Below are 12,414 nucleotides of genomic sequence, written 5' to 3' on the forward strand. Positions count from 1 at the left end.
GAGCGGGAAGTTTCACAACAACTAATATCCTATCTTTAATAGACTATGTTCGAACAGATTGACCAATTCGTGGACCGTATCATCTCCCTGACGCCGGAAGAGCGGCAGTTATTTCATTCACTGCTTAAATTCAAACGGGTCAGGAAACGTACCTACCTGTTGCAGGAGGGCGAAATCTGCGATTTTGAAGCGTATATCGTTAAAGGTTGTATCCGTACCTACTACCTGAGCGAAGACGGTACGGAAACGATACTTTCCTTTGCCATAGAGGATTGGTGGGTGAGTGATCTTGGCAGTTTTACCGAGCAAACGCCCTCCAATATGTTCATCGAATCACTGGAAGACTGTGAGCTGCTGATCATCGATCATAAGAGCAAAGCAGCGCTCTACGAAAAAATACCCAAGTTCGAGACTTTATTCCGCCTGCTGATCCAGCGTTCGTTATTTGCGCTCCAGAAGCGTTTTCACAGCCTTATTTCCCAAACGGCGGAACAGCGGTACCTGGCCTTTATAGAGAAATACCCCAAAGTAGTGCAGCGTGTTCCACAGAACCAGATCGCACGCTACCTTGGAGTATCACCCGAATTTTTAAGCAAAGTGAGAAGCACGCTGCAGAAAAAGAAATAGTTATCAGCCGAATACCCTTTCGGTGGCCAGCCTTATTTCATCTTCTATAATCGTGTGTCCCATATTGTCATAGATCTTCTCTGTCACATCGGCGCCCATGGACTGCAACAGCGCGGCAGATGCTTGCACCCTCTCCACCGGCACGTGGAAATCGGGGTTGGAGCTGCCAATGAAAACAGGCGTGCCCTCAAACGTTCCCTGGTAATTTTCCGGATAAAGCCGGTCGCCGATAAGGCCGCCGGTGAAAGCGACCGCGCCGCCATACCTTGCAGCATTTCTCGCTATGAATTCAAGGGTGAGGCAAGCCCCCTGCGAAAATCCCAGGAAGTAGATATGCTCCCGGGTGATGCCCTGCTGTTGCAGCTGGCCGGTCATCTTCTTCAGGAGGTCCAGCGCGGAAGAAAGCCACGGTTCATTCTGCGCCGGCGGCGCCAGAAACGACTGCGGGTACCAGGTATGGTTGGTAGCCTGCGGCGCCAGCAGCGCGTAATCTCCAACCGGGAACCATTTGGCCAGCGACAGGATATCTTCTGCTGAAGCGCCCCTGCCATGCACCATGATCAACGCCTTCGTAGCTGCTGCCACTGGTTTTCCCGCTGTGATAATATTTTCCTTATGCATAAAAATCTCCTTTACGTTTATTTCAATACCGGTAATATTTTTTCTATCTCTTTCCTGGCAGGTTCATACTGTTTGGGGAGTTTAAGGCCGGAACCGAGTTTGTCAAGCGGCTCGTCTACCGTGAACCCCGGATTGTCGGTGGCGATTTCAAACAGTACTCCGCCCGGCTCTCTGAAATAAAGAGAATAAAAATAATCCCTGTCAATTTTAGGCGTGATCTGTAAGCCTTTGCTCATGATCTTCTCGTGGTATTCCATCTGGATAGTATCATTCGCTACCCTGAAAGCCACATGGTGGTTGGTACCGGCGCCGTTGAAACCACGCTGCCCGTCGGGCACCGCCAGCAAATCGATAATACCGGCCTGCGGCACCGCATCGGTAATGAAGCGGTAACGGTCGCCCTCCTGGGAAAGCAATCGGTAACCAAAGATATCCGTGAGCACATTCGCGGTAGCGTCTATTTCCTTTAAGGACAAAGTGGTGCTGTGGAAACCGCGGGTGGCAATATCCGCCTTTACATCGGCTGTTTGCCAGGGCGCCCTTGTATCCGGCACTTTGGGTACTGTCAGGTTCAGCTGAAGCCCGTCAGGGTCCGTGAAAGAAAGATAGGCTTCGCCAAAACGTTCCTGTATGCCGGAAACGGGAACATTAAAACGGGACAACCGCTCTTTCCACGCTTCCAGGCTGCCTGGAGGAACGGCATAAGTAATTTCCGTAGCCATGCCTGTCCCGGTATGGCCGGGAGTGATATGCTCCCATGGGAAGAAAGTCAGGATCGTTCCGGGAGTACCCTGCTCATCGCCATAGTAGAAATGATAAGTGCCCGGATCGTCAAAGTTGACGGTCTTTTTGACCATCCTGAGGCCGAGGACTTTGGTATAAAAATCATAGTTGCGTTGGGCATCGCCCGCGATAGCGGTAATATGATGAAGCCCCTGTATTTGTTTTTCCATAGTATTAATTTTTTATTGATGATCGAGTGCAGCGCGCAGTTCATTTTCGAGCAGTCCGCTGCCACCGCCGTAATGTCTTATTACTTTTGCGGATGGATGATGATGGCTGGCGGCTTGCCGGACCGCTTCCTCATCCGCCGCGCTGACGCCTACGCAGAGCAGTATGGCATCGTATTTTTCATTGCTTGTTTTCGCCAGCCCTTCTTCCCTGGTAAGGGCTACCACGCCTTCCCATCCGGCATGGCTGTTCAGCAGCCGTTCCACTACCTGCATGATGGCAGGATCGTATCCGATAGCGAGCAGTTTTAATGATATATTCTGGTCCATGATGATCCTTGTTAAGCGTGAATATTCATTGGTACTTCCATGATCAGGACATGAGCGTCGTCACTCAGTGCTTTCACTTCGATGCCGGCGGTATCCCATATGCCCAGGCCATCCCTGGCTTCCAGCGCTTTCCCGTCAATGGAGAAACGGCCCGCTATCACGAAGACATACACACCATTATGCTCCAGGTGCACCGGGTAGGAAAAAGAAGCGCCGTGAGCAAACCGGCCAGTACTAAACCATACATCCTTACGGACATAAATGCTATCGGCCTTGTCGGGCGCAATAAATGTATGCAACCGGTCTTTCCCGGCATCTGCCGGCAAATCGCCCAGGGTATACCGGGGCGGGGTGTTCAGTGTTTCCGGGTAAAGCCATATCTGCAGGAACTCAGCCTCCTCATCCTGGCTGTTATTGTATTCGCTGTGAAACAGGCCGCTGCCGGCATGCATCACCTGCAGGGCGCCTGCAGCAGCGATGGCTTTGTTGCCCGCTGAATCCTCATGTTTCAGGCTTCCTCTGAGCGGAATACTGATAATTTCCATATTGTCATGCGGATGGCGGCCAAAGCCCTTACCACCTGGCAAAATATCGTCATTCAGCACCCGCAGCGCGCCAAATCCCATCCTGCGGGGATTGTAGTAATCGCCGAAACTAAATGTTTTCTTGCTGTCCAGCCAGTCATGATAATCATGCCCCCTGGTATCTGCTTTATGAAAAATGTACTGTGCCATTACTTTTATATTTATAACACAAAGTTCCGCTGTCCGCGCCCGCCCACCTATGAACCAGGTTAAGAAAGCGGGTTAATCTAGATTAAGAACCCTGACGGTGGCTGCCTATAAAAAAACGCGGCCCGGGCAAGTTCCCGGGCCGCCTTCCAAAATTTCCCCAGCTGTATTATGCCTTGATAAAGGCCAGCAGGTCCGCATTGATAGTAGCAGCCTCTGTAGTAGGCATGCCGTGCGGGAAACCGGGATAAGAAATCAGTTGACCGTTCTTCAACAGCTGCGCCGCTTTTACACCGGTAGTAGCGATCGGTACGATCTGGTCGTCTTCGCCATGCATTACCAGCACGGGAACATCCACACTTTTAAGATCTTCCGTAAAATCAGTTTCCGAAAATGCCTTGATACAGTCATAATGCGCTTTGATAGCTCCCATCATTCCCTGGCGCCACCAGTTGTCCATAATACCCTGAGATTTTTTGGCTCCTTCGCGGTTATAACCATAGAACGGGATGGTGAAATCCTGGAAATACTGCTGCCTGTTAGTGGCAGTGTTAACGCGTATTTCATCAAATACAGACATCGGAACACCGTCAGGGTTGTTGTCATTCTTCACCATGATAGGGGTAACAGCACTTACCAGCACCGCTTTGGCTACGCGGCCCTTACCATATTTAGCGACATAACGGATCACCTCTCCGCCACCAGTAGAGTGACCGATATGCACCGCGTCTTTCAAATCGAGGGCTTTTACCAGTTCCGCCACGTCAGATGCGTAGGTGTCCATATCATGTCCAACCGCTGTCTGGCTGGATCTGCCATGACCTCTGCGGTCAAAAGCGATCACCCTGAAACCCTGGTTCAGGAAAAAAATCATCTGCGCATCCCAGTCGTCGCTGGACAAAGGCCAGCCATGGTGGAATACCAGCGGTTGTCCGGTACCCCAGTCTTTATAATAAATCTCAGTGCCGTCTTTTACTGTAATCTTGTTCATGTTGTCAGGTTTTTAAGTTTAATGATAGAAATGGTTTCAAAGTGATTATTGCCCCACAAAAATCGTTCATCAAATACCTATCCCCCAATAACGTACATTAAGAAAACATCTTAATCTAGATTAAGCATTAACAGATTACAGAACTTATATCTATATGATCAATACAGGCTACATGTGTACATTTATCATCAAATTGCTACGATGATTTGCCGGGCTGGTGTATAAACATAAAAGGGGGCCTCCGTTACGGAGACACCCTCTTCTCTTGTTTGTCCTCGTTCCCTGTCCGTTACAATTTTTGTTCTATTACCGGCGAAAACAACATATCCTCCACACCTTCCACTTTCACGCCCACCCGCACAAACACCGATGACTGCACCGGGTTGATGGCAGGCACGTTCAGCTGTATCGTAATATTCGCCGGGTCCCGGATATCACTGCCGTTAATGGTTTGATTGGCGATGTTATTGATACCATCTACAAACTGCGTCCGGTTCACGTACAACGTCACACGCTCTACGTTCCAGGCGCGGGTGTCCGTAACGATCTTCTCCAGTTTACAGCTGGCCGTTATCTGCCGTCCACCGGCGCTCAGTTTGGCGTTCCTGATCATATAATAAGGCAGCACTTCTATGTCCATGGTACGATCTCCTTTCAGCTGCAGTAGTGTGGTATCGGTATGACTGGCGCCATCCGGCAGGGAGAGAAAAGGCCCCTGGTTTTTAGGGATGACCAGTTGATAGGTACCGTCGAACAGCAGTGAAGAAAAGGAACCGTCCTGCGCTATCCCCACGTTGATGGGCGTACGTTTTCCCCAGCCGGATTCCCACAGTTCAAAAAACACTTCGCCGTGACCTACATTCACTGCCTCTCCCTGGTAAACGATACGGCCTTTAAAACTGGTGCCGGGAGGGGCGTAATTGTCCTTTTTACAGGAAACGGCCAGCAGTATAACGATGATGATAAATAAGCAGTTTCTCATGTGTGTGAATTTTAATGATTAGGATTTTTGGTCACCAACGGGTTGTTATTCCGGATATCATCACCGATATAGGAATAATAGTTGCCCAACCTGAACTGATGGGCGCTGGTGACATTACTGGGGATCACTTTTTTAAACACCCATTTGCCATCCTGTGACGTGCCCGGGTTATAGATACGGTAAGGCAACAGGCCGAACACGCGGGTGCTGGTAGACCGGGCCTTTTCCGGGTGCGTAGTTAAATCGGTGGACAGTCCGTCCCACACGACGTGTGCGAGCCGCCAGCGTTTCATGTCCCATAGCTGATGCCCTTCAAAAGCCAGCTCCACTCTCCTTTCATGCACAATACGATCAAAAGTGACGTCAGCCGGCGTGAGCGGAATAGTAAAACCTGCACGGGCCCGCACCTGGTTGAGATAACCGGCGGCCGTATTATTATCGCCCAGCTCAAAAGCCGCTTCCGCCGCGTTCAGCAGCACTTCCGCATAACGGTAACGCACCCACCATACTTCACTTTTAGTGCCGATGCGGCCCGAGCCTACGGCAGGGTCCTGGTATTTACGTACATAGAAACCCGTCTGTGCACTGAACTCGAGGTTATCAATCGGGCCGTCGAAACCCACTACCTGTACACGGTTGCCGCCCAGCATGGCCTGCCCGCCGAAGTTATTGGCGGTGACTATACTGCCGTCTTTCAGAATATACCCGGCCCAGATATCCACTTTTTTGCTTTTGAATTCTGTACCCGGAAGAATAACGGTACCGGCTAAACGAGCATCCCTGCCGGCAAACATATCTTCCGGTTTGTCGTAGTAGATATAATCGCCATTGGCGGCATTGGTTACAAAGGGCGCAAAAGTATTGTCCAGTTTTTCAAAAGACTGTACCAGGTTCAGCGACGGGTTCAACCGGCCGCCCTGCTGCTCTTCTGCGAGAGAACGCGGTTGATTGGCCAGCGTCCACTCCTGTACTGTCCCGCTCTGCAGCTTAAAGTCCTTCACGAAAATCACTTCCGGGTTACCGCCTTTATCATAAAACAGTGCGGCAAAATTATCAGAGAGATTATCCGGTTTTTTGTTGTACAGCGCGTATTTGCCGCTGTTAATCAGTTGCTGCGCGGCAGCCAGTGCGGTCTGGTAATAACCGGCCGCCATGGACGCGGGGATACCCACCTCCCCGCCCGGCAGCGATACCTGCGGCGTGGTGGCGCCGTATTTGGCGATGGATGCAGCATACAGGGCGGCACGGGCTTTCACCGCCAGCGCCAGCCCTTTGGTGGCCCTGCTCTTAATATTGGCATCGTTGGGCAATACCTGCATGACGGCGTCCATCTCTTTTATTACAAAATCATAGATGGCGGATTCTTTCTCCCGGGGCCTTCGGAGTGCGCTGGGATCGCCCTGGTAATCATAGGTCAGCGGTTCCAATACCAGCGGCACGCCGCCCATACGTTTCACCAGCTCAAAGTACACATTGGCGCGCAGGAAGCGGGCTTCTGCCAGGAAACGGTCCCTGGACTCGGGCTTCAGCTGACTGGCTTTTGTGCATTTTTCGATGAACAGGTTCAGCGCCCGCACATAACCATAATCCCAGAACCCCCAGGCGCCATAGCCATATTGCTGATTTTTATGCCGGCCGTACTGTCCGGACTCGGAGGCAAACGCCTCGTCGAACGCGGCAAATTCAGACCAGTTCTCAATGGTCTGATAATCGGGATAACGGTTATAAAGATCCGCGATCAATGACAGTACCAACACCTCGTCTTTCCACACCTGCTCGTCCAGCAGGATATTGCTGGGCGAACGGTCCAGGAAGTCGTCATTGCTCTTCACACACCCGAATAAAGTCAACATCAGCAGTATATAAAAACCATACGTTCTCATAAAGTAGTTTTTAGAAAGTGAGATTGAAACCAACGTTGATAAACTTGTTTTGCGGATACTGCAAGCCGTTCTCGTCAATGATCTCGGGCTCAACGCCCAGCTGCCTTACATTATCAATGGAAAACAGGTTGTAGGTATTGAGGTACAGCCTGACTTTCTTCAGCCTGATCCTGTCCAGCCAGGGCTGTGGCAGCGTATAGCCCAGTTCCATGGTACGCAGGCGGATATAATGCACGTTGGTGAGCCAGAAAGTGGAAGGTTTGTTGTAGTTACTGTGACCGCCATCATTAAACCGCAGCGCCGGATATCTGCCGGGTATCCATTTGCTGTTTACATCGAAGGGGTCCTCGCGGTGCCAGCGGTCGTCGTAGAACTGTCTCAGCAGGTTGCCATTGTTCTGGTAAGGCCAGCGCATTTCCCAGTTCTGGGAGTAGGAATACAGCGAGCCGCCGGAGAAGTCGGCGGAGAAATCGATGCCTTTCCAGCGCACCCCGATATTAAAGCCCATACCGATAGTGGGGTTGCCGGTGGTCTGGTAGCCGATGGGGCGCACGTCATGTCCGTCGATGAAACCGTCGCCGTTGACATCTTTATAGATCAGGTCCCCGGGCAGCAATGTCTTATTCCCTTTTCCATCGACGTTCACCGGGTAATGATTGATTTCTTCCTGTGACTTAAACTGGCCTATAGCTTCAAAGCCCCAGTAAACACCGCTCCAGCGGTTTTCCTGTGAAGTCATGTAATGGTCGAGGGAGTTGCCCCACAGCGGCTTGTATGATTGAAGGAAACGGCCACGGGAGTACGAAAAATTACCGCCTACCATAAACTGCACCTGGCCAATCTTCCCGTTGTAGGCAGCGGATATTTCCCCGCCTATCTGCGCGTCGCTGTTTACGTTTTCTTCCGGTAGCGAATAACCTACTTCGCTGGGCACCAGGATGTCGTACTTGGGACCACGCAGACCGGTACGTTTACGGTAAAAGTAATCTACCGCGCCGGTCACCTTGCCATTCCACAGCGAGTAGTCGACACCGATATCGGTGATGCGGGATACAAACCACGACAGCCGGTTGTTGGGTACGCCTTTGTCGGCAGAACCTACTACCACCTGGCCATCGAGGATCACTTTGGACACATTGTATTTATAGCCTGACATGTAATCGTAAGCGCCGATACCGATATCATCGTCGCCCAGCTCACCGTAAGAAGCGCGGATTTTCAGGTCGGAGAGGATGCTGTTGCGGCCCAGCAGGCGGCGAAAGAAGTCTTCCTCCGTAATGCGCCATCCGGCGGATACAGAAGGAAAGAATCCCCAGCGCCTGTCTGGTGCGAACTTCCAGGAGGCGTCGCTTCTGCCGGCGACTTCCACAAAATACTTGTCTGCGAAGCTGTAATTCAGACGGCCAATGTAACCGATCCGCGCCTGCGTATCATCGTTATCGTTATAGGTGTCCATATCGGCGAACTGTATCAGGGGCAGCACATTGTTTTTCGGAACGGCGTGCAGCCATACATCTATCTCGCGGCGGACGATACGTTCTGCCACCACGGTAGCGCCGATGCTGTGCCTGCCAAAGGTATTGGCATAGTTGGCCTGTCCCTGCGTTACCTGTTCCAGTATCTTACGGGTGCCTCTTTCGCGCCACGGGTTGGAGCTCCCCCCGGTGCGACGGTAGCTGCTGTCCTGCGGATAAAAAGTATATGTGTCGTACGTATATTCATGCCCGTCCATCAGCCGGTCGGCAAAATAATAGGAATACATGCCTTTAAGCGTAAGTCCTTTGAGCGGTGTATTGTACTCGGCGTTTAAGTTGGTTTGCAGCACACGCCAGGTCTCCGTCCAATAGCCGGAAATGGCTTTGGACTGTACCGCCCAGTTTTCTGTATTGTGGCCGATATCATTGGGATAGGCGGGGTTATCGTTGGCGTAAGGCCGCTCTGTGGGCCGGTTGCGGAACAGAGCAAAACGGGGCGCCCAGTAGTCGTCTCCTCCGGGTACGCCGGGGTTGTCGCGTTCTTCGATACGGCCGTTGATCTGTACACCTACTTTGAGGCGTTTGGTGATGCGGGCATCCACATTACTCTGGATGTTGGTACGACTAAACTGAAACTCACGGCCCAGTACTGACTTCTGGTCCAACCGGGTAACGGAAAGATAGTAGTTGATATTTTCAGACCCACCGGTAGCATTCACGTTGATGGAGCGTTGCGGTGCGTTGTTTTTGATGATAAAGTCATACCAGTCGAAGCTCTGGTAGCCTTTCTCCGTACCGGCTTTCCATTTTTCCAATTCTTCGGGGGTGATCTGCGTGCCCGGGTTTTCGCGGTTCATTTCCGCTTCGGCCTTCCCCAGCATCCATTCATAGGCGCCTACGGTCTTGGGAAAGCGCGACCAGTTCTGCCATCCCGTGTAACCGTCGACGTTAATCAGGTTACCGCTTCCCATGCGGCCTCTTTTGGTGGTCACCACTATGACGCCGTTGGCGGCACGTACGCCGTAGATAGCAGCGGATGCGTCTTTGAGCACAGTAATGCTTTCAATATCGTTGGGTGATATGTTATTAAACTGACCGGCATCTTTTTGTATGCCGTCGATCACATACAGCGGGTTGCCCATATTACGGATCTGGATGTTGGCGGAAGCGCCGGGCCTGCCGTCGGGCATACGGAAGCTGACGCCGGGGATCTTGCCGGCCAGCGTGGCGCTGACGGTAGAACCATGCACCCGCTCTATGTCTTTAGCGGTGATGGCGGATACGGCGCCGGTCACGGACTCTTTTCGCTGGGTACCGTAGCCCACCACGATGACTTCTCCCAGCCCTTTGTTGTCGGGGTCCAGCTGTACGGTCATGGGTTTGCCTGGCGTGACCGGCAGTTCTTTCCGTTGATACCCTACATAGGAAAAAACGAGTATGGCATGTTCATCGGGCACCTGGAGGGAAAAAGCGCCCAGATCATTGGTGGAGGCGCCTTTGGCGGTGCCTTTCACGCTTACGCTGACACCGGGCAACGGACTGCCTTTTTCGTCCGTGACTTTACCGGTGACAGGGATGTCCGCCGCAAAAGACGGTATACCTGTCAACAGTAGTAACCAGAAGGCAATAAGGGGTAGGTTCCGGGCAAAGCCCGGAAATGGTAATGGTGTTTTCATAACGAGATTATGTTTGGGTGATTTTGGTTTCCCACCCCGGGCCTGCCCGACGGGTGGCTGTTACTTTCGTTTTAGTTTTGTCATCACATGTAAAAAGTGCTGGTGTCTATATCCTATCTGACTACGGGAAATGCTACGACTCTTACTTTGGTGCAGCCGTAAGGCACAAGGGTGATCGTTTCTTCTTCGGCGGCGGTTTGCCCCTTGTAAGTGCCCTCCCTGGCGGTGACAGGCTGCGGCGCCACGTCGTCTGCCAGTTGCCAGGCCGGTATCTTTCTGGCGGAAGTAGTAATGCTCACCGGCGCGTGTTCGAGGTTCCAGACGAAATCCGGAGTGACAGGTTTGCCCTTGTGGACGGTAAAGTTCTGTACTGGCGCTTTCACAGCTTTCTCCAACAGGCCGAAGTTCCATGCTCCTTCCGGGAATATGCTGAAATACTCGCCTTCTTGTTCATCGACCGCTTTCTCCCAACGTTCGCCTAACTTCAGCGCATATACGAGCGGACCTCTTTCCACGGCGCGGGAGTTGCGGCCCCAGGCGGATACAGTGACCTCCATGGGCAGCTGTAACACCAACTGGTCCTTGTTTTTCCAGGCGCGCTGCAGCGTGATGACCTGCCCGCCTTTTTCGCGGCGCAGCGGCTGCCCGTTGAGCGTGATCACCGCCTCGCGGCACCAGGCCGGAATACGCAGCTGTAAAGGAAATTCTACGGTACCGGAAGTCCGGAAGGTAAAGCTCACCTGGTCATCGAAGGGATAGGCCGTCTCTTCGACAATAGTGACCGGCTGCTGCTGTCTGCCGACTTTCGCCGTCACTTCACTGGGGCTGTAGCTCAGTGCGGCAAGTCCCTGGTCAGCGGCGGCATACCACAGGTGGGAAGCGAACTTTGTCCAGCCCTGGTGCATGTTGGCGGTGCAACAGGTGTACCCGCTGCGCAGGCCGTATACGTTGTTCATCCCCCTTTCAAAAGGAAGGGAGAAGTTGAACACGCCTTTCTTTACCTGTACCTGGTTGGCTATCTGGAAGTATTGTTTGTTGTTGTAATCATCTGTTGTCTGTGTGGGAAGCGCGTTGAAGGTCATACGTTCCAACGCGTCCATGTAGCGGATATCGCCGGTGATACCGATGATTTCTTCGAGCGAGAACATCGACTCCACGATGGCGCACAATTCCGTTCCCTGCGTAGGGGCGTTACCGTGAAGATCTTCATCGGCGGAGAAAATGCCCATGGGCAGGCCGTGCAGTGTCATCAGGTCGTGAAAGCCGGTATGCAGGGAATCGAGGTAGTGGCGGTCGCCGGTGCGCTGATAGTTTATGGCCGGGTCTTTCAGGCCCATGGCCACGTTTACGCCGTGACGGCGCATCCACTGGTGATCATCCTGTTGTGCGGCGGCGTCTATCACCCAGTTACGGTTGCCAAGCCAGTTGGTCCACGGATAGCTCTGACGGTGTATCAGTGCCGCCAGTTCCAGCAGGGACGGATCTTTGGTTTGCCGGTACAGCCACTGCACCACCAGCGCGTTGTCTGCGCCGCGGGAAGTAGCCCATTCCGTCCACTGGCCAATGGGGCATTTCTTCAGCACCTGCAGCTGGTATTGAAAATATTTTTTCAGGAAGGGGACCACGCGGCTGTCACCGGTGGCGGTGTAGTACTGCTGCAATACTTTCAGCATCACCATTTTGGGCCACCAGTCTTCGCCCGCTTCGGGGTTATTAACAGTAATGGCTATATTTTTTTCGCGCTCTGCTTTGGTGATAGGGCCAAAATAACCGGATGGACGCTGGTGATCCAGCGTCCAGTTAATATAGCGTAGCACTTTTTGTTTCAGCGCGGTATCATCCAGCAGGTATGCCAATGGTACCGCACCGTCCAGCCAGTAGGGCGTCTCCTCCCAGGCTTCACCTTTTCCGCCGAGCCAGCCGTTATCGTTTTTTATTTTGTTGTGGACTTCATCAAGATGGCCGCTGCTGCCATCGCGCATGATCTGCAGCTGATGCAGCAGCCAGCCGCGGGGTTTTACCGCACCCAGCGGCAGCTCCTGGTACACGGGTGTTTTAAAGGCAGCAGAAACCGGCGAATGATGAGCATTCGCCGGTATAAAGCCAACTATAACGGATGTGAGTGCGAACAACGTGGAATAGCGCATT

Annotated in this window: 10 protein-coding genes; 1 reads left to right on the forward strand and 9 read right to left on the reverse strand. The window is 52.4% G+C overall.

The genetic code is table 11. From position 1 onward, the window contains the following. Positions 1 to 45: 45 nt before the first annotated feature. On the forward strand, positions 46 to 627 hold the full coding sequence (locus HF324_RS26635; protein ID WP_168806017.1) for a Crp/Fnr family transcriptional regulator: 582 nt from the start codon (positions 46 to 48) through the stop codon (positions 625 to 627). Positions 628 to 630: 3 nt separating this feature from the next. Here the strand turns inward: HF324_RS26635 and HF324_RS26640 are convergent, their stop codons facing one another. The 9 genes from HF324_RS26640 to HF324_RS26680 all read right to left on the reverse strand — a co-directional run bounded on the left by HF324_RS26640 (position 631) and on the right by HF324_RS26680 (position 12,413). Then, positions 631 to 1,248, reverse strand: a complete 618-nt coding sequence (locus HF324_RS26640) for an alpha/beta hydrolase (RefSeq protein WP_168861270.1) — start codon at positions 1,246 to 1,248, stop codon at positions 631 to 633. A 17-nt stretch (positions 1,249 to 1,265) separates the two neighbouring features. Further along, positions 1,266 to 2,201, reverse strand: a complete 936-nt coding sequence (locus HF324_RS26645) for a ring-cleaving dioxygenase (RefSeq protein WP_168861271.1) — start codon at positions 2,199 to 2,201, stop codon at positions 1,266 to 1,268. A gap of 12 nt (positions 2,202 to 2,213) precedes the next feature. Continuing rightward, positions 2,214 to 2,528: a response regulator gene (locus HF324_RS26650; protein ID WP_168806023.1), complete on the reverse strand. Its 315-nt coding sequence runs from the start codon at positions 2,526 to 2,528 to the stop codon at positions 2,214 to 2,216. 11 nt (positions 2,529 to 2,539) lie between these two features. After that, complete coding sequence (locus HF324_RS26655; protein ID WP_168806025.1) at positions 2,540 to 3,262, reverse strand: pirin family protein; 723 nt, start codon at positions 3,260 to 3,262, stop codon at positions 2,540 to 2,542. A 166-nt stretch (positions 3,263 to 3,428) separates the two neighbouring features. Next, positions 3,429 to 4,250: an alpha/beta fold hydrolase gene (locus HF324_RS26660; protein ID WP_168806026.1), complete on the reverse strand. Its 822-nt coding sequence runs from the start codon at positions 4,248 to 4,250 to the stop codon at positions 3,429 to 3,431. Positions 4,251 to 4,539: 289 nt separating this feature from the next. Further along, positions 4,540 to 5,232: a DUF3823 domain-containing protein gene (locus HF324_RS26665; protein WP_168861272.1), complete on the reverse strand. Its 693-nt coding sequence runs from the start codon at positions 5,230 to 5,232 to the stop codon at positions 4,540 to 4,542. Between the two features lie 11 nt (positions 5,233 to 5,243). Beyond that, complete coding sequence (locus tag HF324_RS26670; protein WP_168806030.1) at positions 5,244 to 7,115, reverse strand: RagB/SusD family nutrient uptake outer membrane protein; 1,872 nt, start codon at positions 7,113 to 7,115, stop codon at positions 5,244 to 5,246. A gap of 10 nt (positions 7,116 to 7,125) precedes the next feature. After that, positions 7,126 to 10,266, reverse strand: a complete 3,141-nt coding sequence (locus tag HF324_RS26675) for a SusC/RagA family TonB-linked outer membrane protein (RefSeq protein ID WP_168806032.1) — start codon at positions 10,264 to 10,266, stop codon at positions 7,126 to 7,128. A gap of 113 nt (positions 10,267 to 10,379) precedes the next feature. Further along, positions 10,380 to 12,413 carry a beta-L-arabinofuranosidase domain-containing protein gene (locus HF324_RS26680; protein ID WP_168806034.1) on the reverse strand — a complete coding sequence of 678 codons (2,034 nt, stop codon included), beginning with the start codon at positions 12,411 to 12,413 and terminating at the stop codon, positions 10,380 to 10,382. Between the last annotated feature and the right edge of the window lies 1 nt (position 12,414).

The organism is Chitinophaga oryzae, assembly GCF_012516375.2.
In the GTDB taxonomy this organism is placed as follows: Bacteria; Bacteroidota; Bacteroidia; order Chitinophagales; family Chitinophagaceae; genus Chitinophaga; species Chitinophaga oryzae.